Origin of the sequence: Pseudomonas sp. Sample_20, from assembly GCF_004307585.1 — a bacterium.
Taxonomy (GTDB): Bacteria; Pseudomonadota; Gammaproteobacteria; order Pseudomonadales; family Pseudomonadaceae; genus Aquipseudomonas; species Aquipseudomonas atacamensis.
Window position 1 is genome coordinate 15,315 of the sequence record NZ_RCOA01000034.1, and the last position, 21,402, is coordinate 36,716.

Genomic DNA, 21,402 nt, shown 5'->3' on the forward strand with positions numbered 1-21,402 from the left:
CCGCAAAAATAAGAATGGGTTTTGTTGGAGGCGGTGAAGGTTCATTCATTGCCCGTGCCCACCGGCAAGCCGCCGGCCTCGACGGACGCTTCGAACTGGTCTGCGGCGCATTCAGCCGCGACTCGGAGAATAATCAGCGCACCGCCGCGGCCTTGGGTGTCGCGGCCGAGCGTTGTTACGACGACTGGCAAACCCTGCTCGCCCGCGAGGCCGCCCTGCCCGCCGAGCAGCGCATGCAACTGCTGGTCATCGTCACTCCCAATCACCTGCACGCACCAATTGCCCGTGAGGCATTGAGCGCCGGTTTTCATGTGTTCAGCGAGAAACCCGCGGCGCTGAACCTCGCCGAGGTGCAGGCGCTGCACTCGGTGGTCATCAACAGCCAGCGAATTTACGGCCTGGCGCATACCTACCTCGGTTACGCGATGGTCTGGCAGGCCCGCGAAATGGTCGCCAGCGGCGTGCTCGGGCGCGTGCGCAAAGTCCTCGTCGAGTACCCGCAAGGCTGGCTCAGCACCGATGTCGCCGGGCAAGGCAACAAGCAGGCCGGCTGGCGCGACGACCCGACGCAATCCGGGATCGGCGGCTGCATCGGCGACATCGGCACCCATGCGTTTTCCCTCGCCGAGTTCGTTGCCGGCCAGTCGATCCAGTTCATCAGCGCAATGCTCGGCTCGCATGTCGAGGGTCGGCAACTGGATGACGATGTGGCGATGCTGTTCAAAATGCGCGACGGCGCCAGTGGTGTATTGCTCGCCAGCCAGGTCTGCGCCGGTGAGGAAAACCCGCTGAAGATCCGCGTCTACGGGGACAAGGGCGGCCTGGAATGGCGCCAAGAGGATCCGGCCAGCCTGATTCATCGACCGTTGAACGAGCCGATGCGCGTTCTGCGCTCCGGGGTCGATCAGCCGTGGCTGTGTGCCGCCGCAACTCAACGCATGCGCCTGCCTGCGGGGCATCCCGAAGGTTATCTGGAAGCCATGGCCAACCTGTACGGCGATCTCGCCGAAGCGATTGTGCATGGCGCCGAGGGCCATCAGGCACCGGGCGTACCGGGCATCGAGACCGGCCTGCGCGGCATGGCCTTCATTGAAACCGCCATCGCCAATCACCTTGGCAATGAAAAGTGGAGCGAGATCCCCGGCCCACTGACAGGAGCCCAGCACAATGAACAGTGATCAGCAAAATTCGACTGGCCTGAAAGGTCCGGGGATTTTCCTCGCGCAATTCATCGCCGACGAAGCGCCTTTCGACTCCCTCGCCAACATTGCCGAGTGGGCGGCCTCGCAAGGCTACAAAGCCATCCAGGTACCGACCCTCGGCACACGGTTCATCGATTTGCAGCGCGCCGCTGAGAGCCAGGATTACTGCGACGAACTCATCGCCGTCTGCGCCCGCGCCGGTGTGGTGATCAGCGAGTTGTCGACGCACCTGCAAGGGCAATTGGTCGCGGTGCATCCGGCGTTCGACAGTCTGTTCGACGACTTCGCCCCGCCAGCGTTGCGCGGCAAGCCGCAGGAGCGCACCGAGTGGGCGATCAAGCAGTTGAAACTGGCCGCCCGTGCCAGCCAACGTCTGGGACTTACCGCCCATGCAACCTTTTCCGGTGCCCTGCTCTGGCCCTACGTCTATCCATGGCCGCAACGTCCGGCCGGTTTGGTCGAGCAAGGTTTCGCCGAACTGGGCAAACGCTGGCTGCCGATTCTCGACTGCTTCGAAGAGGCTGGCGTTGATCTGTGCTACGAAATCCATCCCGGCGAAGACTTGCATGACGGCGCGTCGTTCGAACAGTTTCTCGAAGCGGTGAATCATCACCCCCGCGCCGCAATTCTGTATGACCCGAGCCACCTGCTGCTGCAGCAAATGGATTACCTCGGCTTCATCGATCGCTATCACCAACGCATCCGCATGTTTCACGTCAAGGATGCCGAGTTCCGCCCTGATGCGCGCTCCGGCGTCTACGGCGGCTATCAGCGTTGGGTCGAGCGTCCCGGGCGCTTTCGCTCGCTGGGCGACGGCCAGATCGATTTCAAATCGATTTTCAGCAAATTGTGCCAATACGACTTCAACGGCTGGGCCGTGCTCGAGTGGGAGTGCTGCCTGAAAGACTCCGCACAGGGCGCTGCGCAAGGCGCGGCGTTCATCGAGCGACACATGATCCGCAGGACCGCCAAGGCCTTCGACGATTTCGCCGGGGTCAGCGCCGATGCCGCTTCCAACCGGCGCTTGCTCGGCCTGACTGACGACTGACTCATCCGCGTTACCGACATAAAAACAATACGGTGATCTGAAATGAACGTAATGAATGCGCGACTCAGCGTGATGATGTTTTTGCAGTTCTTTATCTGGGGCGGCTGGTTCGTCACCCTCGGCACTTTTCTGGCGACAACGCTGGCTGCCAGCGGCGGCCAGGTCGGCATGGCCTTCGCCACGCAATCCTGGGGCGCGATTCTGGCGCCGTTTGTCATTGGCTTGATTGCCGACCGTTTCTTCAACGCCGAACGCATTCTGGCAGTGCTGCATCTGCTTGGCGCAGTGTTGCTCTATCAGCTCTATCGCGCGGCAGACTTCAGCGCGTTTTATCCCTATGTGCTCGCCTACATGATGGTCTACATGCCGACATTGGCACTGGTGAACGCCGTGGCGTTCCGCCAGATCAAAGACCCGGCGCTGGAGTTCTCGCGCATTCGCGTGTGGGGCACGGTGGGCTGGATCGTCGCCGGCGTGGTGATCAGCTTCGTGTTCGCTTGGGACTCGCAGCAAAGCATCGCGGCCGGAGGCTTGCGCAATACGTTCCTGATGTCCGCCGTCGCGTCGCTGTTGTTGGGGCTTTACAGCTTCAGTCTGCCGAACACTGCGCCGTTGAAAAGCGCAGCCGGCTCATCAAGCCTCAAGCAGATGCTCGGCGTCGATGCGTGGGGTTTGCTCAAGGATCGCAGCTATCTGGTGTTCTTCCTCGCCTCGATCCTGATCTGCATTCCGCTGGCGTTCTATTACCAGAATGCAAATCCGTTTCTGGCCGAGATTGGCGTGACCAACCCGACAGCGAAGATGGCCATCGGTCAGGTGTCGGAAGTGCTGTTCATGTTGCTGTTGCCGCTGTTCATCCATCGCTTCGGCATCAAGATCGCCCTGCTGGTCGGCATGGCTGCCTGGGCGTTGCGCTACGTGCTGTTTGCGTTCGGCAATAACGACGATCAGGCATTCATGCTGCTGATCGGCATTGCCCTGCACGGTGTGTGCTATGACTTCTTCTTCGTGTCCGGGCAAATCTACACCGATGCCAAGGCACCGGAACGCTTCCGCAGCTCGGCGCAAGGTTTGATCACCTTGGCTACGTACGGATTGGGCATGTTGATTGGTTTCTGGATCGCGGGACGGATTACCGACCACTTCACATCAAGCGCAGGGCATGACTGGAGAAGCATCTGGCTGTTCCCCGCCGGTTTTTCCGTGGCGGTATTGCTGTGTTTCTGGGCGACATTCAAGAGCCGCGATCGCGACAAGGCCGTGCTGCCGAGTGCGGTTTAGAGCAGAGTTGTAAAGCGTGGATAGAGCGAATGCCGCCTGTGGTTGAGGCGGCATTCGTTATCGATGCTCATGGTTGCGCTCAAGCGGTGCGACGTTCGAGCAGACGGTCAGCGCCGCCTTCGGCGACCCGATTGCCTTGCAGATGATCGGAGCCATCAGAGGCTACTGCATCGCTGAACAGTGGATCGGTTTCGGTTGCGGCTACTGCATCGCTGAACAGCGGGTCGGTTTCGGTTGCGGCTACTGCGTCGCTGAACAAGCGGTCTGTTTGAGTGGAGGCGACCGCGTCGCTGAACAGTGGGTCGGTTTCGGTGGCGGCGAAGGCATTCAGTGCAAAAACCGAGAAAGCGATACCGAGAATAGTCTGGCGTTTCATGATGATGTGCTCCGAGTTGCAGTGGTTGGGTATGGAGCCGATCTTACGCCGCACCGTGGATATGAGAACTTCATTGACTTAATGGTCGTTATTGACGCAATCAATGGCTGATCGAGCATGAGCCGCTATTGGATCGATCTTCATGCTGTTGCTTACGTCGTTAAGCGAAACGCCCTACAAAGTCGAAAGCATAAAACCGACAATCTCGTTTCTGACAGTTTTTGCGCACAAAAAAAGACCCGTATCAGTCGAAACCGAAACGGGTCTTTCCCCACTTAGACGACCTTATTTCAGGTCGTCAAAGTGATCTCGCAGGAACTCGTAAAAGCGCAAGGCTTTCAACAATCTCCATACAAGGCTCAGCGTACGCAGCAAAAGCTTCATACGTTTTGGCCTCCAGTGCTGGCGGCCAAACCTCCAGCAAACTTACCGGACCATGCGTGCCTTCAGCCTACATGTTGGTGTGGCTAGTGAGGCGGCCGGTTGAAATCCCTCCGAGACAACATTCCGGCGCGGGTGCGAATCCGCGTCAGAGGGCGTGAAACCTTTTGCGCCCCCAGCCAAACCTCACTGCTCTACCAACAAGATGAGCGCGGGCATCTTAACGCAGAAATCAGAAGAGAAAACCCGAGTAGCCAAGGTTATCCTGCGGCTACGCCTGAACCTTTGTAAAATCGTATTTCTGACAATGTTTATTGACAGACCTGAATTCAGTTACATGCGTTGTACGTTCCGAAAAAACCTCGCACACCACGCTAAACCCTCGTTGCACTGACGGGAGAAACTCAATACCATGCGCGGACATGTTGGTGTGGCTAGTGAAGCACATGGCCTCGGCTCCAAACCGAGGATTGAAAAACCGCCCCGCGAAGGCGGTTTTTTTTCGTCTGCGTTTTCTGATCCCGCCCCATCCAAGGCACATTGCCTGACACGATCCCCCTGCGCACCTGCACAAATCTTCTAAACACTCTCCTCCGCCACGCGGTATTTTAGAAACGCCCCTGCTCAACCGACCTATGGAATCCTCCCATGGACAAACGCAACTGGATCACTCTCTCCCAGGATGTCGATACCGGGATCGAGTCGATTCGGGCGCATTTCCGTGGGCATGCCTACGATCCGCACTGGCATGACAGTTTTCTCGTCGGAGTGACCGAGCAAGGCGTGCAGCAGTTCAATTGCCGTCGTGTGCGTCATCGCAGTACGCCGGGGCATGTGTTTCTGCTTGAGCCGGGTGAAATCCACGATGGCCATGCGCCGACCGAGGATGGGTTCACCTACTCGATGCTGTATCTGGATCCGCACTGGCTGGAGCGCGAGCTGCACGCGCTGTTCGAAGAGGCGCCCGCCGACAGCCAGCCAGGCTTTGCCGACACACTGAGCCATGATCCGCGCCTGTCGACAGCGATCGTGCAAGCCTTCCACGCGTTACATGACGGCGATCTGCGCATCGTCCGGCAGACTGCGCTGGATGGCCTGCTGGCGTCCCTCACCCGTCATCTCGACTGGCGCAAGCGTCAGGACTTCGATCCGCGCCTGCCACTGGTTGCGCAGGTTGCGCGCGACTATCTGCATGCCCACACCTACGAAGACATCGGCCTCGACGACCTAGCGCAAGCCTGTGGTGTCGATCGTTTTCGCCTGACCCGCGCGTTCAAGGCCGCTTTCGGTTTGGCACCCCACGCCTACCTGATCCAACTGCGCCTGGCCAAGGCACGGCAATTGCTCGCGCGCGGCGAGACGCCAGCGCAGGTGGCCAGCGTGCTCGGTTTTGCCGATCAGAGTCATCTCGGTCGCTGGTTCCGCCGCGCCTACCAATTGACCCCGGCGGACTACCGCAGACGCTGCTCAAATCTTCCAGACTGAGGCCCGCCCGCTGACGATCATGGTGTCCAGTTTCGACTTTCAGGAATTTGCACCATGGCTTCTTTACTGCCCTTTCTGCTGTTTGCTTTCGTCGCCTCGATCACTCCGGGGCCGACCAATATTCTGGTGCTGAGCCACAGTTCGCGGCGCGGACTGATTGCCACGCTGCCGATCATTTTCGGCGCCTGTGCGGCGGCCGCGTTGATCGTGCTGGTGGTCGGGCTCGGCGCTGGCGAAACCCTGTTGCGCTTTCCGCGCGTGCAGCAAGCCATGGCTTGGGCTGGCGTGCTCTGGTTGAGCTGGCTGGCGTGGCAGATCTTTCGCAGTACGCCGCCGTCGCTGGACCCAAATGCTGCGCAGGAACAAGGCTTGAGCGTATTCGGCGCGGCGCTGCTGCAACTGGTCAATCCGAAGGTGTGGATGATGGCTGTGGCGGTGGTCAGCGTATTCGTTGGCGGCGGCGACAAGACGCTGCGCCTGCTGGTGTTGTCGCTGGCATTTCTGCTGGTGTCGCTGCCGTGCATGACGCTCTGGGCGCTGCTCGGCGTCGGCAGCGCGCGGTTGCTCAGCTCACCGCAAGCGTTCAAGCGAATGAACGCGGCACTGGCCCTTCTTCTGCTGCTCTCGGCCTGGCTGGCCGTGTTGGTCTAATGCCCGGTGGCTTGCCGGTATTGGCGTGGTGTAAACCCGGTCGAGGCCTTGAACTGACGGGTGAAAGCGCTGTGATCGGTGTAGCCGCATTGCAGCGCAACCTCGGTAATCGGCAAGTCGCTGTGCAGCAATCGATGCGCGTGTTCCAGGCGGACTTTCTGAATCATCTGCCGTGGTGTCAGGTGAAAAACGCGTTTGCAGTAGCGTTCCAGTTGCGCCACGGAAATCCCGGCGATCCGCGTCAGTTCACCCAGCGTCACCCGCCGGTTGAAGTTGCCGCGAATGTATTCATCGACAGCCGCCAGGCGCTCGAACGCCGGGTGGGTTTCGCTGGCTGATTGCAGATCCACCGAGATCCCCACCAGGCCGATGATCGTCCCGTCACGGTTGTAGATCGGTCGTTTGTGGGTCAGGCACCAGCCCGGTTCGCGACTGCCATACAGATGCAGTTCGAGCTGATCCTCCAGCACAAATCCTTCCTCCAGCACCTTGCGATCCTGCTCGGTATAACCCGGGCCCAACTGCGCCGGGAACACCTGCGCACTGGTTTTGCCGAGTAACGGGCGCAGGTCCTTCAAGCCACAGCGCTGCACCAGCGTACGGTTGGCCAGCACATAGCGCGCTTGCAGATCCTTGATGAAGATCGCCGCATTGGGGATGACATCGAGTATCGGCAACAACTGCGCGGCACCGGCGACCATCTCTTCGAGGGTCTGCGCACGCAAGCCGTCAGTGCCCTGGCACAGGATCGAAAACGCTGACTGCATCAAACACTTCCCCCTCGAGATGAACCGCCAGAAAAGCTGTCCGCGAGCAGAGTGCAGCAACGTCACGGCCCTGTCGAGGCCCAGCAATCGCCAGCGCCATTGTGCTGAATTCGTCATCGATCCCTGCATAAAACATCAATCGCCGCCGCCGTCGACCCGTGCAAAGTCTGCTCATCCCCGTGACACAACTGCCTATCCAATAACTCACAAGAAGGCGATGCCATGTCAGGCCAAGGCAAGTTCAAAAAACAGCTTTCATTGATCGACCTCACCTTTATCGGACTCGGCGCGATCTTCGGCTCCGGCTGGTTGTTCGCCGCCAGCCATGTCTCGGCGATTGCCGGTCCGGCGGGGATTTTCTCCTGGTTGCTGGGCGGTTTTGCCGTGTTGCTGCTGGGCATCGTCTACTGCGAACTGGGCGCGGCATTGCCCCGTGCCGGCGGGGTGGTGCGCTACCCGGTTTATTCCCACGGCCCGCTGCTCGGCTACCTGATGGGCTTCATTACGCTGATTGCGTTTTCCAGTCTGGTGGCGATCGAAGTGGTCGCCTCGCGCCAATACGCGGCGGCGTGGTTTCCCGGCCTGACCAAGGCTGGCAGCGGTGATCCGACGATCCTCGGCTGGCTGGTGCAGTTCGGCCTGCTCTGCGTGTTTTTCCTGCTCAACTACCGCAGCGTGAAGACCTTCGCCAAGGCCAACAATCTGGTCAGCGTGTTCAAATTCATCGTGCCGTTGCTGGTCATCGGCGTGCTGTTCACCTTCTTCAAACCGGAGAATTTCCAGGTTCAGGGATTCGCTCCATTCGGCCTGTCCGGCGTGGAGATGGCGGTCTCTGCCGGGGGGATCATCTTTGCCTACCTGGGCCTGACGCCGATCATTTCCGTGGCCAGCGAAGTGAAGAATCCACAGCGCACCATTCCCATCGCGCTGATTCTTTCAGTACTGCTGTCGACCCTGATTTACGTGCTGCTGCAAATGGCCTTTCTCGGCAGCATCCCGACGGAAATGCTCGCCAACGGCTGGGCGGGTATCAGCAAGGAATTCGCCCTGCCCTATCGCGACATCGCCCTGGCGCTCGGTGTCGGCTGGCTGGCCTATCTGGTGGTCGCCGATGCGGTGATCTCGCCGAGCGGCTGCGGCAACATCTACATGAACGCCACGCCGCGAGTGATCTACGGCTGGGCGCAGACCGGCACCTTCTTCAAGGTCTTCACCCACATCGATGAAAAGTCCGGCATCCCGCGTCCGGCGCTGTGGCTGACTTTCGCCCTGTCGGTGTTCTGGACCCTGCCATTCCCGTCGTGGGAAGCGCTGATCAACGTGGTCTCCGCCGCGCTGGTGTTGAGCTATGCGGTGGCGCCAGTGTCGGTTGCGGCGCTGCGCCGCAATGCGCCGGACATGCCGCGCCCGTTCCGGGTCAAGAGCATGGGCCTGCTCGGGCCGGTGTCGTTCATCATCGCCGCGCTGATCGTCTACTGGTCGGGCTGGAACACCGTATCGTGGCTGCTTGGCCTGCAAATCCTGATGTTTGTCATCTACCTGTTCTGCGGTCGCTTTGTGCCGACCGCACACCTGAGTCTGGCGCGTCAGGTGCGCTCATCGGCGTGGCTGATCGCGTTCTACGCGGTGACTATCGTGCTGTCTAAACTCGGCACCTTCGGGGGTCTGGGCATCCTCGCCCATCCGTTCGATACGATCGTCGTCGCCGCTTGCGCCACCGGTATTTACTACTGGGGCGCAGCGACCGGCGTGCCTGCCCATCTGCTGCGCCTGGACGACGAGGACGAAGAAAGCGACAGCCCTGCGCCCTCGCCAACCGTCACCGCCCGCCCTGCCGGCGCCTACTGAAATCATCCAACGGGATCTCTTCATGAAACGAGTACACGTCATTGATTCCCACACCGGCGGCGAGCCGACGCGGCTGGTGATGAGCGGCTTCCCCGAGCTGTCCGGCAACAGCATGGTCGAGAAACGCGATGCCTTGCGCAACCAGCATGACCAGTGGCGGCGCGCCTGTCTGCTTGAGCCACGCGGCAACGATGTGCTGGTCGGCGCGCTGTATTGCCCGCCGGTGTCGCCTGATGCCACCTGCGGGGTGATCTTCTTCAACAACGCCGGATACCTGGGCATGTGCGGCCACGGCACCATTGGCCTGATCAATTCGTTGCAGCATCTGGGGAAAATCCAGCCGGGCGTGCACAAGATCGACACACCGGTGGGGCAAGTCAGCGCGACGCTGCGCGACGATGGCTCGGTCACTCTGGGCAACGTGCCCGCCTACCGCTATCGCAAACAAGTACCAGTGGACGTGCCCGGTTTTGGTCGCGTAGTCGGTGATATCGCCTACGGCGGCAACTGGTTCTTCCTGGTTTCCGAGCATGGCCAGACCCTGACCATGGACAACGTCGAACACCTGACCGCGTACACCTGGGCCATGCTCAAGGCGCTGAAAGATCAGGGCATTTTTGGCGAAGACGGCGCGGTCATCGACCACATCGAACTGTTCGCCGATGACGATCGGGCCGACAGCCGCAACTTCGTCATGTGCCCCGGCAAAGCCTATGACCGCTCACCGTGCGGCACCGGCACCAGCGCCAAACTTGCCTGCCTGGCCGCCGACGACAAGTTGCAAGCGGGCGCACCGTGGATCCAGGCGAGCATCACCGGCAGCCAGTTCGAAGGGCGCTTCGAATGGGAGGGCGAACGCATTCGCCCGTTCATCACCGGCCGCGCCTACATGACCGCCGACAGCACCTTGCTGATCGACGAAACCGACCCGTTCGCGTGGGGCATCTGAGCCGCCACGCCGCTTTTCCACCTCGAATCAAACGAAATGCCAAGGAGTTGAACCATGAGCGACAACATCTTCACCGGCTGCATGCCGGCCCTGATGACCCCATGCACCGCCCAGCGCAAACCGGACTTCGATGCGCTGGTGGCCAAGGGACGCGAGCTGATCGATGTCGGCATGAGCGCCGTGGTCTATTGCGGCTCGATGGGCGACTGGCCGCTGCTGACTGAAGCCGAGCGCCAGGAAGGCGTGGCGCGCCTGGTCGCTGCCGGGGTGCCGACCATCGTCGGCACTGGTGCAGTGAATACCCGAGAAGCGGTTTCCCACGCAGCGCATGCGGCGAAAGTCGGCGCGCAAGGCTTGATGGTCATTCCGCGCGTGCTGTCCCGTGGTGCTTCGGCGACGGCGCAAAAGGCCCACTTCGCCGCCATTCTGCAAGCCGCACCGAACTTGCCGGCGGTGATCTACAACAGCCCTTACTACGGCTTCGCCACCCGCGCCGATCTATTTTTTGAACTGCGCCGTGAATACCCAAACCTGATCGGCTTCAAGGAATTCGGCGGCGGCGCGGACCTGCGCTACGCGGCCGAGAACATCACCTCCAAGGATGACGACGTGACGCTGATGGTCGGCGTCGACACGCAAGTGGTGCACGGCTTCGTCAACTGCAACGCCACCGGCGCCATTACCGGCATCGGCAACGCCCTGCCCCGCGAAGTGCTGCAACTGGTGGCGCTGAGCAAGCAGGCCGCGCAAGGCGATGCCAAGGCCCGGCGCCAGGCGCGGGAACTGGAGTCGGCGCTGGCGGTGCTGTCCTCGTTCGACGAAGGTTGCGATCTGGTGCTGTATTACAAGCATCTGATGGTGCTCAACGGCGACAAGGAATACACCCTGCACTTCAACGAAAGCGACGTGCTGAGCGACTCGCAACGGCGCTATGCCGAGAAGCAGTATTCGCTGTTCCGTCACTGGTACGAAAACTGGTCCGCCGAGCAGAACTTCGCCTGACCGCCACCTGCCGCGAGTCATCACGATTCGCGGCAGGCCTCGCTCATTTCACAGGAAGACACCATGACTCTGACGGGCAACATGCTGATCGGCCAACAATCCGTGACGGGCCATCGTCCAGCCTTTCGCGGGATTGATCCGGCGACCAACCAGGCACTTGAACCGCAGTACGCCGGGGCGTCAGCCGAACAGGTGGAACAGGCGTGCGCCCTGGCCTGGACGGCGCAAGACGCGTACCGCGAAACCAGCCTGAGCACCCGTGCGGCATTTCTCGAAAGCATTGCCGAACACATCGAAAACCTTGGCGATGAACTGATCGAACGCGCCCACGCCGAAACCGGTCTGCCGCCTGCACGCCTTCAGGGCGAACGTGGCCGCACCTGCTCGCAATTGCGCCTGTTCGCCCGCACGGTGCGCGCGGGTGAATGGCTGGACGTGCGCGTCGACAGTGCGCAACCGCAACGCCAGCCACTGCCGCGCTCCGACTTGCGCCAGCGGCAGATTGCCCTGGGGCCGGTCGCGGTGTTCGGCGCGAGCAACTTTCCCCTGGCATTTTCCGTGGCCGGCGGCGACACCGCCGCAGCACTGGCGGCCGGTTGCCCGGTAATCGTCAAGGCGCACAGCGCCCATCCGGGCACCAGCGAACTGGTCGGCCGCGCAGTGGCGCAAGCGGTCAAAGCCTGCGCTCTGCCCGAGGGCGTGTTTTCCTTATTGTTCGATTCTGGCTACGAAGTCGGCATCGCATTGGTCAGCGACTGGCGCATCAAAGCCGCTGGTTTCACCGGCTCGCGCACTGGCGGTCTGGCCTTGATGAAAGCTGCGCAAGCGCGGGCCGAGCCGATCCCGGTGTATGCGGAAATGAGCTCGATCAACCCGGTTTTGCTGTTTACCGCCGCTCTGGAAAATCGCGCGCAGGCGTTGGCCGAAGGGTTTGTCGCGTCGCTGACACTGGGCGCCGGGCAGTTCTGCACCAACCCGGGATTGCTGATTGCCCGCAAAGGCCCGGCGCTCGACGGGTTCCTCAGCGCGGTGGCTGAACTGATCCCGCGCAGTGCGGCGCAAACCATGCTCACGCCCGGCATCTTCGGCGCCTATCAAGCAGGCGTGACGGCTCTGCAAGGCAATCCCCGTGCACGCGCGGTAGCGGTTGGCCAAGTCGCCGGCGGCCCGAATCAGTGTCAGGCGCATGTCTTCACCACCGATGCAGCGGATTTTCTTGCCGATCAAAGCTTGCAAGCCGAGGTCTTCGGCGCGACAGCGCTGATCGTGCAATGCAGCAGTGACGAAGAAATCCGTCAGGTCTGCGCACATCTGGAAGGCCAACTGACCGCGACCCTGCACATGGATGACGCCGACCTTGCACTGGCGCGCACGTTGTTGCCAACCCTCGAGCGCAAGGCCGGGCGCTTGCTGGTCAATGGCTGGCCGACCGGCGTGGAAGTCTGCGATGCAATGGTGCATGGCGGGCCTTACCCGGCAACCTCGGATGCGCGCAGCACCTCGGTGGGCACTGCGGCGATCCTGCGTTTCCTGCGGCCGGTGTGCTATCAGGATTTCCCCGACAGCTTGCTGCCGACGGCGCTGCAACAGACCAATCCGCTCAACCTTCGGCGCTTGCTCGATGGCCAACGGGAAGCGACACGCCATGGCGAATAATCCTTCGCACGACATCGCCGTGGTCGGCGCCGGAATCATTGGCGTGGCTTGCGCATTGCGCCTGGCCCGCCAGGGTTTGCGCGTGGTGGTCATCGATCAGCAGGAACCGGGGCATGGCGCTTCGTTCGGCAACGCCGGACATCTGGCCACCGAGCAGGTATTTCCGATCGCTGATGTTTCGATACTCAAGCGCTTGCCAGCCATGCTCATGGACCCGATGGGACCGCTGCGTCTGGACTGGAAATATCTGCCACGCGCCCTGCCGTGGTTCACCCGGTTATTGCTGAATCTGCGGCCTGAGCCTTTTCAGAAAACAGTCGCCGGCCTGCGCGCGCTCAATGAAAGCAGCCTGGATGCGTGGCAGCGCTTGCTCAGCGATATCCAGCGCCCGGATCTGCTCAAGGTTGACGGCTCGTTACTGGTCTTCGAAAAACCTGAATCGCGGCAATCCCTCGACGCCTTGCAGGCACGACTGCATCAGCAGCAAGTGCCGGTGGATTACTGGCAGGCCGGGGCGATCCGCGAAACGGCGCCACAGCTCAGCGAGAAAATTCAGGGCGGACTGTTTTTCCCGCGCACCGGGCATTTCCTTGATCCCTATCGGGTGGTCTGCGCACTGGTCGAAGCGGCTCGCAGCAGCGGTGTGAGTTTTCTCCAGCAGCAGGTTCAGGGCGGCTACGTGCAGGAAAACGGCGTCTTATTGATAACGGGCAACGGCGGTGTGACGGCCAGCCGCGTGTTACTGGCCTGCGGTGCGCATTCGGCGAAACTGACTGCCGCGCTGACCGGCAAGCAAGTACCGTTGGACACCGAGCGTGGCTATCACCTGATGCTGCCGCACGAGCATGATCGCCTGCCCTTCCCCGTCACCTCGCTGGAACGCAAGTTCATCATGACGCCGATGCGCGATGGGCTGCGCCTGGCCGGCACGGTCGAATTCGCCGGGCTGGAGCGGCCGGCGAACATGGCGCGCGCCTGGCAGTTGCAGCGTTTGAGCCAAGGCCTGTTTCGCAAGGATCTGAACGCTGATGGCGCGACACCGTGGATGGGCTTTCGCCCGTCGCTGCCGGATTCGCTGCCGGTGATCGATCAGGTTTGCGCCGGCAAGGTCTTGCTTGCCTTCGGTCATCAGCATCTGGGCCTGACGCAGGCGGCGCTGACGGCGGAGATGATCGGGCAGATGGTCTCAGGCGCGGCCGGCGAGTTGCCGAATGCCGACGCCTACCGACTGGCGCGTTTCTAAGCGTGCTTCAGCGCGTCGCCGTGATGCATGGCCAGGTGGCCGGTCTTGTCACTCTTGACCTCGTACTGCGGCGCGTCTTTCGAAGCCGGCCGGTGGCGGCCCATGAACTCGGTATCGCGAGTGTGCACCTTGACCACTTTGCCGTGGATCTCGCCGGCCTCGGAATTCCAGCGCACCGCTTCGCCGACTTTGAATGAGCTGCTCATCATTGCCTCCTTGCCTCTGGCTGTTGGTTTATGGAGCCGCGCGCGTCGGAGAAATTCCGCTTTTTGCGAGGCGACCGAAGGCAGGCAAAAAAATCGAACGGCGAAAATCGCCCGCACGTCCAACTTGCACAAGCCATAGAAAACGGCCATGACGAGGTGTGAGATGAATAACGATCAAGGCAAGCAAGGTGACGATCCGCTCCCAACCACGCCCGACCCGCTGAGTCCGGGGCGTACCGAGGTCGATCCGATGAAGGAACGCAGCATCGACGAACTGCCCGACAACGAAGGCGAAATCCCGCTGGACGATGACAGTACCGGCCTGGATCCGGAGCGTGTACGTCAGGAAACCGATAACGCCGAGATGGACGACCAGCCCAATCCGCGTTGAGCCTGAAACGGCAGCCATACGGCTGCCTTTCGGTTGCGCAATCAACAGCAGAATCAGGCAAGCATTTCACAGAAATGCACTACCTCGCGCTCCGACCCAGGCGCAACAATGGGCGTCCGACAACCCCATGGAGGATGCTCACATGCTCGTACAAGCCTACGGCGCCCACGCTGGCGACAAACCTCTTGAGCCGATGCAGATCAACCGCCGTGCCCCGGCGGCGCACGACGTGCAGATCGATATCGCCTTCTGCGGCATCTGCCATTCCGACCTGCATCAGGTGCGCGCCGAATGGGCTGGCACGCAATTCCCTTGCGTGCCCGGCCATGAAATCGTCGGCCGCGTCTCGGCGGTTGGCGATCACGTCAAAGCCTACAAGGTCGGCGATCTGGTCGGTGTCGGTTGCATCGTCGACAGCTGCCAGCACTGCGATGACTGTGATTCCGGCCTGGAAAATTACTGCGACGGCATGATCGGCACCTACAATTTCCCGACCCCGGACGCACCGGGCTGGACCCTCGGCGGTTACTCGCAGAACATCGTCGTGCACGAGCGCTATGTGTTGCGCATCCGTCATCCCGAGGCGCAACTGGCCGCCGTCGCGCCGCTGCTCTGCGCCGGCATTACCACCTACTCGCCGCTGCGCCACTGGAACGCTGGCCCCGGCAAGAAAGTCGGCGTGGTCGGCATCGGTGGCCTGGGCCACATGGGCATCAAACTGGCCCACGCCATGGGCGCCCATGTCGTCGCCTTCACCACCTCCGAATCCAAGCGCGAAGCGGCCAAGGCGCTGGGTGCGGACGAAGTGGTGGTGTCGCGCAATGCCGAAGAAATGGCGGCACACACCAAGAGTTTCGACTTCATCCTCAATACCGTCGCAGCGCCGCACGATCTCGACGCCTTCCTCGTGCTGCTCAAGCGCGATGGCGCGTTGACCCTGGTCGGAGCGCCCGCATCGCCGCATCCGTCGCCGAACGTATTCAACCTGATCACCAAGCGGCGCACCATTGCCGGTTCAATGATCGGCGGCATTCCCGAGACTCAGGAAATGCTGGATTTCTGCGCCGAGCACGGCATCGTTTCCGACATCGAGTTGATCCGCGCCGACCAGATCAACGAGTCCTATGAGCGCATGCTCAAGGGCGACGTGAAATACCGCTTCGTCATCGACAACGCAACGCTCGCCGGCTAAGCGCCAACGTCCATCGGCAGCGCCGTGCTGCCGATGGCTTGAGGGATTCCATCGGCGCGATTTGACAGCGCCCGCGTTGCTCGCCAGAGTCGCACCCCTTTTTCCACCGCTGGGTGAACAGGGGTCGCCGTTGAACCAACAGACATTGTCCATGCGCCTTGAACGCGTCGCCGCTCACGTGCCGGTCGGCGCACGACTGGCCGATATCGGTTCCGATCACGCCTATTTGCCCGTTGCCCTGATGCGCCGAGGGCTGATTACAGCGGCGGTGGCTGGCGAGGTCGCGCGCACGCCATTTCACGCGGCGCAACGCACCGTCAATGACAACGACCTGCGCGGCCAGATCAGCGTGCGTCTGGCCGATGGCCTGGCGGCGATCAGGCCTGACGACGGCATCAGCGCCATCACCCTGTGCGGCATGGGCGGCGAAACCATTCGCGATATTTTCGACAGTGGCAAAGCCCATCTCAGTGGCCACGAACGCTTGATCCTGCAACCCAACGGCGGCGAGCAAGCGCTGCGCCAGTGGTTGATGGATAACAGTTACCGGATCGTTTGCGAAGAAGTGCTGCACGAGAACCGCTTCGACTACGAAATTATCGTTGCCGAGCGGGCCTCTGATCCGGTGACTTACGATGCCAGGGAACTGTTTTTCGGCCCCCTGCATCTGCAGGCGCGCTGCCCGGCATTTCTGCACAAATGGCAACGCAGGCTGAGTCAGCGGCAGAAGACGTTGGGGCAGTTTACGCGAGCGCAACAGGCGTTGCCGGAGGACAAAATTCTTGCGCTGAAGCAAGAGATGCAGTGGATCAGCGAATTGCTCGGGTGACTGCGCCGCCGTCTTCGCGAGCAGGCTCGCTCCCACAGTTGACGGTGTTTCGTCAGGAGAAATGCAATTTCCTGTAGGAGCGAGCCTGCTCGCGAAAGCGGTGTGGCAAGCTACACAGCAACCAAGTTGGCCGCAGCCGTCGGAAAAACAAAAAGCCTGCTGTTAAAAGCAGGCTTTTTCGTGGGTCGTGAACTTACTTCTGCTGCGTCAGCGCCGAGTAGCTGTTCATCAGGTTGCGATAGTTGGGGATACGCTGCGACAGCAGGTTACCCAGGCCTTCAATGTCGTTGCGCCAGTCGCGGTGCAGCTCACAGGCCACCGAGAACCAGTTCATCATCTGCGCGCCAGCCTGAGTCATGCGGCTCCACGCGGCTTGCTGAACAGTGGTGTTGAAGGTGCCGGACGCATCAGTCACCACGAACACATCAAAACCTTCCGCCAGCGCCGACAGGGTCGGGAACGCTACACAGACATCCGTTACCACACCGGCGATGATGATCTGCTTGCGCCCGGTGGCTTTGATCGCCTTGACGAAGTCTTCGTTGTCCCAGGCGTTGATCTGACCTGGGCGAGCGATGTATGGCGCCTCCGGGAACATCTCTTTCAGCTCCGGTACCAGCGGGCCGTTCGGGCCTTGTTCGAAGCTGGTGGTGAGGATGGTTGGCAGGTCGAAGAACTTGGCCAGATCCGCCAGCGCCAGCACGTTGTTCTTGAACTCGTTCGGCGAGAAGTCCTGCACCAGCGAGATCAGACCGGTCTGGTGGTCAACCAGCAGCACGATAGCGTCATCTTTGTTCAGGCGGTTGTAGGTTGGAGTGGTCATGGTGTGCGTCCCTTTTCAAGTTTGAAGTTTTGTTGTTGCGTTCAAGTTGGGTACAGATTACTGACGCACAGCAAAGGGATAAATCGGCTGAAAAGCGTTTCACCGTCCACTCAAACGGGACAATCATTCGAGGTCCGCTCTGATTAGATACACCACAGTACAAATGATGTACCTCAGCCCCCATTTATCAACTCGGCACAACTTCCTAAAGTCTCCTCCAACAGCCACCCGCCATCCTGACGGGCCAGCGACAGAGGAAATCATCATGAGCACATCGAAAAAAGTAGTTGTCATCACCGGCGCCTCGCAAGGCATTGGCGCAGGTCTGGTCGAAGGCTTTCGCGCCCTTGGCCATCAAGTGGTCGCGACCTCGCGCTCGATCAAAGAGTCGAGCGACCCGGATGTCCTGACCGTCGCCGGTGACATTGCCGATCCGCAAACCGCCGAGCGCGTGATTCGCGCCGCTGTTGCCCGCTTCGGTCGCGTCGACACGCTGGTCAACAATGCCGGGATCTTTCTGGCCAAGCCGTTCACCGCTTACAGCCAGGCGGACTATGCCCAGGTCGTGGCGACCAACATGAGCGGCTTCTTCTACATCTCGCAACTGGCCATTGCCGAGATGGAAAAACACGGCAGCGGTCACGTCGTCAGCGTCACCACCAGCCTGGTCGATCATGCAATCGATGGCGTGCCTTCGGTATTGGCGTCGCTGACCAAGGGCGGCATCAACGCCGCGACCAAATCCCTGGCCATCGAGTACGCCAAGCGCGGGATTCGGGTCAACGCGGTATCGCCGGGCATCATCAAAACGCCGATGCACGCTGAGGAAACCCATCAGGCGCTGGGCAGCCTGCACCCGGTCGGCCACATGGGCGAAATCGACGACATCGTGCAAGCGATCCTCTACCTCGACGGCGCAAATTTCGTCACTGGCGAGATCCTGCATGTCGACGGTGGCCAGAGCGCCGGCCATTGATCGAAACCCTGCAACGCTGCCGGTGGATACCGGCGGCGTCGTTGGTTGTGGTACACAGAGGATGAACGTCCGTCGATCCTCGGTGCGAGCCACAATGAAACGCCATTTTGAAGATTTGCAGTTAGGCAGTATCGAACTGTTCTGCCTGGCCGCCGAAGCCGGCAGCTTCACCGCTGCCGCGCAACTGGCCGGGGTCACGCCCGCTGCGGTGAGCCGGTCGATTCTGCGTCTGGAGCAACGCTTGGGTTCGCGACTGTTCGCGCGCACCACGCGCAGCATTCGCCTCACCGACGCCGGCCGGAGCTTCTTCGAACAATGCAGCCAGGCGTTGACGCAACTGGTCGAAGCGCAGCAGGAAGTCATGGGCGCACAGACTTCGCCGTCGGGGCGACTGCGCATCAGCCTGCCAACCACCTACGGGCATCACCGCATCCTGCCGCTGCTGCCGAAATTTCGCGCGTTATACCCCGAGGTCACGGTCGACGTGCACTTGGGCAATCGCAATATCGACTTCGTTGAAGAGGGCTACGACCTGGCGATACGCGTGCGCGCGCAACCGGACTCGACCCTGATCGCGCGCCTGCTGGAAGACGCCGCCCTGGTGGTGGTCGCCGCCCCCGAATATCTGCATAGAGCCGGCACGCCGCAGACCCTCGACGATCTCATTGCGCATGAGTGCATCCAGTTCGAATTGCCCAGCAGCGGGCGGCGGATTTCCTGGCTGTTTCAGGAAAACGGCCGGGACCTGGAAGTGATTTCCGACGGTGGCTATTCCTGTTCCGACGATGTGCTCGGCGGTGTGACGCTGGCCAAGCACGGCGCCGGGCTGTTTCAGACTTACCGTTTCATCGTCGAGCAGGAACTCGCCGATGGCCGCCTGATTGAAGTGCTGCAACCGTACACCGGACGTTCGCGCCCCTACACCCTGCTCTACCCGCACGGCCGCTATGTGCCGCAACGGGTGCGGGCGTTTGTGGATTTTCTGCTGGGGTTTCGTGAGCAATGGGCAGGACCCGCGCGGTAATCAACCGGTCTGACGCAGGCGGCTGAGTTCCTTGGACGGCGGGCAGCCGAACTGGCGGTTGTATTCGCGGCTGAACTGCGAAGCGCTTTCGTAGCCGACGCGGTAACAGGCGCTTGAGACGTCCAGCCCTTCATTGATGATCAGCCGCCGCGCCTCTTGCAGGCGCAGCTGTTTTTGATATTGCAGCGGGCTCATCGCGGTGACGGCTTTGAAGCGGTGATGCAGCGCCGAGTTGCTCAGGTTGGCCACCTGCGCCAGCGCGTCGATGCGCAGCGGCTCGGTGAAATTCTTGTTCAGCCAGTCGATAGCGCGCGTGACCCGGTGGGTCTGCGAATCGTTGACGGCGATTTCATACAGCAGATGCCCGTGCTGGCCGCGCAGCAGGCGGTAATACAGCTCGCGCAACGCCATCGGCGCGAGCATGCCGATGTCGCGCGGATTATCCAGCAGGCGCACCAGACGCAGCATGGTATCGAGCAATGTCACGTCGATCTTGTCGAGAAACATCCCGCGACCGGCGTCCTGTGGCATGCCGGTCAGCGGCGATTCGGCTATCAGTTGCGTCAGTTGCGCCGGATCGAAATCCAGCCGTACGCAAAAATACGGCGCCTCAGGCGAGGCTTCGATCACCCGTCCCGACACCGGCAATGTCACCGACACCACCAGATAATTCAGCGGGTCGTAGAGGAAGCGCTCGTCACCCAGCCCGACTTCCTTGCGCCCCTGCACGATCAGGCACAGCGCCGGCCGGTGCACAACGTGAATCAACTCGGACGGGCCATCGAGACGGATCACGTGCAGCGGCGCAATCGCAGTCTCGTAGGTGCCCGGCGCATCGAAGCGCTGAGTCAGCAAGCGCACCAGTTCGGCGCGATACACCGCCGTATCGTGGAGGATGGAAGCGTCGTGGTTATCCATGCAAAGGGCCTCGAAAGCAGAAGAAGGTGGGTCAACTGCGGAGGAAGATTAGCCAGTTTTGTCCAGCGGCGACTAGATCAAAGATGCTGCAGATTTGCCTGATTCTGCGTGCTCGTCTTACTGGCAAAGCCATGGGCGCGTTATCACACGCGCCCTTGGCTTCTCACCCGACTATCAACCCGCCGTAACCGTCATGCCGCCATCGGCCATGACCACCGAGCCGACCATGAAACTGGCGCGGTCGGAGGCGAGGAAGGTGACGATTTCGGCGATTTCTTCCGGCTGCGCCGCCCGACCGATCGGCGCCGCTTCGCCGTGCTGCGCGAGGAAGCCAGGGCCGTCCTCGACCACGTCATTGAGGATATTAGTCACCACATCGCCGACGCCGATGGCGTTGACGCGAATGCCGTGCTCAATGACTTCCAAGGCCAGCGTGCGGGTCAATTGTGCCAGCGCACCTTTGGAAGCGGTGTAGGCGGCAATGGTCGGAAAGGCAAAGTACGACGCATAGGAAGCGATATTGACGATCGCGCCGGACTTGTTCGGGATCATCGCCTTGACCGCTTCGCGGCAGTGCAGGAAGGCGGCCGTGGCATTCACTGCCTGGATCTTTTCCCAGTCGTCGCGGCTCATGTCGATCACTGCTTTGTTGATAATGATCCCGGCGTTGTTGACCAGAATATCCAGGCGCCCGAACTGCTCGACGGCAAGGCCGACTGCGCGTTCGGCGGCGCCGTCCTCGGTGATGTCCGCCACCAGCGGCACCAGATCGGGACGAGCCAGTGCTTCGACAGCCGGGTTGAGGTCTTCGGCAATCACCTTGGCGCCGCGAGCGTGCAGCATCAGCGCAATCGCCTTGCCGATGCCACTGGCCGCGCCAGTGACCAGTGCAACTTTACCGGCGACTTCTTGTGGCAGGGTGTGGTTGAAATCAGTCATGGTTTTAACTCCTCGATAGCGAATCGGTGTTGCGCCTGATGGCGCGGTCGTAAACACGGCTTCACTGTCGCGCACTCTCCGCCGCCGGGCTTTCGGGCGATTGCCGGGACTGTCGGAGTTTTGCGCTGGAATTTCCTGCCCGCCCGCCCTAACCTGCAAAATCATTCACAGCCGAAGCTTTTCATGGAGCGTCCTGTGCCCCCTGCCAGCCCTGC

Annotated in this window: 21 protein-coding genes; 15 read left to right on the forward strand and 6 right to left on the reverse strand. The window is 61.2% G+C overall.

Translation table 11 applies throughout. The features are described 5' to 3' along the window. Positions 1–14: 14 nt before the first annotated feature. Genes D8U70_RS08580 through D8U70_RS08590 form a run of 3 tightly spaced genes read left to right on the forward strand, consistent with a single transcriptional unit; the run spans position 15 to position 3,531 of the window. Positions 15–1,178, forward strand: a complete 1,164-nt coding sequence (locus D8U70_RS08580; RefSeq protein ID WP_130928640.1) for a Gfo/Idh/MocA family oxidoreductase — start codon at positions 15–17, stop codon at positions 1,176–1,178. Next, positions 1,168–2,250, forward strand: coding sequence for a sugar phosphate isomerase/epimerase family protein (locus D8U70_RS08585; protein ID WP_130928641.1), 1,083 nt, complete (start codon positions 1,168–1,170; stop codon positions 2,248–2,250). The genes D8U70_RS08580 and D8U70_RS08585 overlap by 11 nt, the downstream gene beginning before the upstream one ends. 42 nt (positions 2,251–2,292) lie before the next feature. Further along, on the forward strand, positions 2,293–3,531 hold the full coding sequence (locus D8U70_RS08590; protein WP_122746927.1) for a nucleoside permease: 1,239 nt from the start codon (positions 2,293–2,295) through the stop codon (positions 3,529–3,531). Positions 3,532–3,610: 79 nt separating this feature from the next. Here the strand turns inward: D8U70_RS08590 and D8U70_RS08595 are convergent, their stop codons facing one another. Beyond that, the gene (locus D8U70_RS08595) at positions 3,611–3,907 is read right to left on the reverse strand and encodes a hypothetical protein (RefSeq protein ID WP_024012526.1); all 297 of its coding nucleotides are present in this window, start codon (positions 3,905–3,907) and stop codon (positions 3,611–3,613) included. A 1,029-nt stretch (positions 3,908–4,936) separates the two neighbouring features. Here D8U70_RS08595 and D8U70_RS08600 point away from each other — a divergent pair. Together D8U70_RS08600 and D8U70_RS08605 are read left to right on the forward strand one after the other, a co-directional pair. Continuing rightward, positions 4,937–5,773 (forward strand): AraC family transcriptional regulator, encoded by an 837-nt coding sequence (locus D8U70_RS08600; protein ID WP_122708244.1) that lies wholly within the window; start codon positions 4,937–4,939, stop codon positions 5,771–5,773. Between the two features lie 54 nt (positions 5,774–5,827). After that, positions 5,828–6,424: a LysE family translocator gene (locus tag D8U70_RS08605; RefSeq protein ID WP_110645804.1), complete on the forward strand. Its 597-nt coding sequence runs from the start codon at positions 5,828–5,830 to the stop codon at positions 6,422–6,424. Here D8U70_RS08605 and D8U70_RS08610 read toward each other — a convergent pair. Further along, entirely contained in the window at positions 6,421–7,191 is a 771-nt protein-coding gene (locus D8U70_RS08610) for an AraC family transcriptional regulator (RefSeq protein ID WP_073475236.1), read from the reverse strand. The two genes, D8U70_RS08605 and D8U70_RS08610, sit on opposite strands and share 4 nt — an antisense overlap. Before the next feature lie 222 nt (positions 7,192–7,413). On the opposite strand from D8U70_RS08610, the gene D8U70_RS08615 reads away from it, so the two are divergent. The 5 genes from D8U70_RS08615 (at position 7,414) to D8U70_RS08635 (ending at position 13,889) form a co-directional block, all read left to right on the forward strand. Continuing rightward, the gene (locus D8U70_RS08615; RefSeq protein WP_110645805.1) at positions 7,414–9,039 is read left to right on the forward strand and encodes an APC family permease; all 1,626 of its coding nucleotides are present in this window, start codon (positions 7,414–7,416) and stop codon (positions 9,037–9,039) included. A gap of 22 nt (positions 9,040–9,061) precedes the next feature. Continuing rightward, positions 9,062–9,988, forward strand: coding sequence for a 4-hydroxyproline epimerase (locus D8U70_RS08620; RefSeq protein WP_130928642.1), 927 nt, complete (start codon positions 9,062–9,064; stop codon positions 9,986–9,988). A 54-nt stretch (positions 9,989–10,042) separates the two neighbouring features. Next, positions 10,043–10,990: a dihydrodipicolinate synthase family protein gene (locus tag D8U70_RS08625; protein ID WP_110599051.1), complete on the forward strand. Its 948-nt coding sequence runs from the start codon at positions 10,043–10,045 to the stop codon at positions 10,988–10,990. 63 nt (positions 10,991–11,053) lie between these two features. After that, positions 11,054–12,646: an aldehyde dehydrogenase (NADP(+)) gene (locus D8U70_RS08630; RefSeq protein WP_130928643.1), complete on the forward strand. Its 1,593-nt coding sequence runs from the start codon at positions 11,054–11,056 to the stop codon at positions 12,644–12,646. Continuing rightward, positions 12,636–13,889: an FAD-dependent oxidoreductase gene (locus tag D8U70_RS08635; RefSeq protein ID WP_130928644.1), complete on the forward strand. Its 1,254-nt coding sequence runs from the start codon at positions 12,636–12,638 to the stop codon at positions 13,887–13,889. The genes D8U70_RS08630 and D8U70_RS08635 overlap by 11 nt, the downstream gene beginning before the upstream one ends. Here D8U70_RS08635 and D8U70_RS08640 read toward each other — a convergent pair. After that, positions 13,886–14,095 carry a DUF2945 domain-containing protein gene (locus tag D8U70_RS08640; RefSeq protein WP_122507430.1) on the reverse strand — a complete coding sequence of 70 codons (210 nt, stop codon included), beginning with the start codon at positions 14,093–14,095 and terminating at the stop codon, positions 13,886–13,888. The two genes, D8U70_RS08635 and D8U70_RS08640, sit on opposite strands and share 4 nt — an antisense overlap. A gap of 163 nt (positions 14,096–14,258) precedes the next feature. On the opposite strand from D8U70_RS08640, the gene D8U70_RS08645 reads away from it, so the two are divergent. The 3 genes from D8U70_RS08645 (at position 14,259) to D8U70_RS08655 (ending at position 16,507) form a co-directional block, all read left to right on the forward strand. Continuing rightward, entirely contained in the window at positions 14,259–14,486 is a 228-nt protein-coding gene (locus D8U70_RS08645) for a hypothetical protein (RefSeq protein WP_130928645.1), read from the forward strand. Positions 14,487–14,628: 142 nt separating this feature from the next. Then, the gene (locus tag D8U70_RS08650; protein WP_122708254.1) at positions 14,629–15,678 is read left to right on the forward strand and encodes an NAD(P)-dependent alcohol dehydrogenase; all 1,050 of its coding nucleotides are present in this window, start codon (positions 14,629–14,631) and stop codon (positions 15,676–15,678) included. A 130-nt stretch (positions 15,679–15,808) separates the two neighbouring features. After that, positions 15,809–16,507, forward strand: coding sequence for a tRNA (adenine(22)-N(1))-methyltransferase TrmK (locus D8U70_RS08655; RefSeq protein WP_347238399.1), 699 nt, complete (start codon positions 15,809–15,811; stop codon positions 16,505–16,507). Positions 16,508–16,700: 193 nt separating this feature from the next. On the opposite strand, the gene ycaC is transcribed toward D8U70_RS08655, so the two are convergent. Next, on the reverse strand, positions 16,701–17,330 hold the full coding sequence (gene ycaC, locus D8U70_RS08660; protein WP_130928646.1) for an isochorismate family cysteine hydrolase YcaC: 630 nt from the start codon (positions 17,328–17,330) through the stop codon (positions 16,701–16,703). Between the two features lie 265 nt (positions 17,331–17,595). On the opposite strand from ycaC, the gene D8U70_RS08665 reads away from it, so the two are divergent. Both D8U70_RS08665 and D8U70_RS08670 read left to right on the forward strand, forming a co-directional pair. Then, positions 17,596–18,306: an SDR family NAD(P)-dependent oxidoreductase gene (locus tag D8U70_RS08665; RefSeq protein WP_016774234.1), complete on the forward strand. Its 711-nt coding sequence runs from the start codon at positions 17,596–17,598 to the stop codon at positions 18,304–18,306. A gap of 94 nt (positions 18,307–18,400) precedes the next feature. After that, positions 18,401–19,330 carry a LysR family transcriptional regulator gene (locus tag D8U70_RS08670; RefSeq protein WP_130928647.1) on the forward strand — a complete coding sequence of 310 codons (930 nt, stop codon included), beginning with the start codon at positions 18,401–18,403 and terminating at the stop codon, positions 19,328–19,330. On the opposite strand, the gene D8U70_RS08675 is transcribed toward D8U70_RS08670, so the two are convergent. Together D8U70_RS08675 and D8U70_RS08680 are read right to left on the reverse strand one after the other, a co-directional pair. Next, positions 19,331–20,248 (reverse strand): AraC family transcriptional regulator, encoded by a 918-nt coding sequence (locus tag D8U70_RS08675; protein ID WP_016774232.1) that lies wholly within the window; start codon positions 20,246–20,248, stop codon positions 19,331–19,333. Positions 20,249–20,422: 174 nt separating this feature from the next. Further along, a complete protein-coding gene (locus D8U70_RS08680; RefSeq protein ID WP_056784713.1) occupies positions 20,423–21,187 on the reverse strand; it encodes an SDR family oxidoreductase in 765 nt (254 codons plus the stop codon). Positions 21,188–21,402 lie beyond the last annotated feature (215 nt).

What these genes read in the sequence shown, in the direction of transcription:
- D8U70_RS08620 (WP_130928642.1), top strand. Translation starts at nt 9,062, where the DNA reads ATGAAACGAGTACACGTCATTGATTCCCACACCGGCGGCGAGCCGACG.
- D8U70_RS08680 (WP_056784713.1), bottom strand. Translation starts at nt 21,187, where the DNA reads ATGACTGATTTCAACCACACCCTGCCACAAGAAGTCGCCGGTAAAGTT.
- D8U70_RS08630 (WP_130928643.1), top strand. Translation starts at nt 11,054, where the DNA reads ATGACTCTGACGGGCAACATGCTGATCGGCCAACAATCCGTGACGGGC.
- ycaC (WP_130928646.1), bottom strand. Translation starts at nt 17,330, where the DNA reads ATGACCACTCCAACCTACAACCGCCTGAACAAAGATGACGCTATCGTG.
- D8U70_RS08600 (WP_122708244.1), top strand. Translation starts at nt 4,937, where the DNA reads ATGGACAAACGCAACTGGATCACTCTCTCCCAGGATGTCGATACCGGG.
- D8U70_RS08665 (WP_016774234.1), top strand. Translation starts at nt 17,596, where the DNA reads ATGAGCACATCGAAAAAAGTAGTTGTCATCACCGGCGCCTCGCAAGGC.
- D8U70_RS08605 (WP_110645804.1), top strand. Translation starts at nt 5,828, where the DNA reads ATGGCTTCTTTACTGCCCTTTCTGCTGTTTGCTTTCGTCGCCTCGATC.
- D8U70_RS08595 (WP_024012526.1), bottom strand. Translation starts at nt 3,907, where the DNA reads ATGAAACGCCAGACTATTCTCGGTATCGCTTTCTCGGTTTTTGCACTG.
- D8U70_RS08635 (WP_130928644.1), top strand. Translation starts at nt 12,636, where the DNA reads ATGGCGAATAATCCTTCGCACGACATCGCCGTGGTCGGCGCCGGAATC.
- D8U70_RS08585 (WP_130928641.1), top strand. Translation starts at nt 1,168, where the DNA reads ATGAACAGTGATCAGCAAAATTCGACTGGCCTGAAAGGTCCGGGGATT.
- D8U70_RS08670 (WP_130928647.1), top strand. Translation starts at nt 18,401, where the DNA reads ATGAAACGCCATTTTGAAGATTTGCAGTTAGGCAGTATCGAACTGTTC.
- D8U70_RS08650 (WP_122708254.1), top strand. Translation starts at nt 14,629, where the DNA reads ATGCTCGTACAAGCCTACGGCGCCCACGCTGGCGACAAACCTCTTGAG.
- D8U70_RS08640 (WP_122507430.1), bottom strand. Translation starts at nt 14,095, where the DNA reads ATGAGCAGCTCATTCAAAGTCGGCGAAGCGGTGCGCTGGAATTCCGAG.
- D8U70_RS08610 (WP_073475236.1), bottom strand. Translation starts at nt 7,191, where the DNA reads ATGCAGTCAGCGTTTTCGATCCTGTGCCAGGGCACTGACGGCTTGCGT.
- D8U70_RS08645 (WP_130928645.1), top strand. Translation starts at nt 14,259, where the DNA reads ATGAATAACGATCAAGGCAAGCAAGGTGACGATCCGCTCCCAACCACG.
- D8U70_RS08615 (WP_110645805.1), top strand. Translation starts at nt 7,414, where the DNA reads ATGTCAGGCCAAGGCAAGTTCAAAAAACAGCTTTCATTGATCGACCTC.
- D8U70_RS08675 (WP_016774232.1), bottom strand. Translation starts at nt 20,248, where the DNA reads ATGGATAACCACGACGCTTCCATCCTCCACGATACGGCGGTGTATCGC.
- D8U70_RS08580 (WP_130928640.1), top strand. Translation starts at nt 15, where the DNA reads ATGGGTTTTGTTGGAGGCGGTGAAGGTTCATTCATTGCCCGTGCCCAC.
- D8U70_RS08625 (WP_110599051.1), top strand. Translation starts at nt 10,043, where the DNA reads ATGAGCGACAACATCTTCACCGGCTGCATGCCGGCCCTGATGACCCCA.
- D8U70_RS08590 (WP_122746927.1), top strand. Translation starts at nt 2,293, where the DNA reads ATGAACGTAATGAATGCGCGACTCAGCGTGATGATGTTTTTGCAGTTC.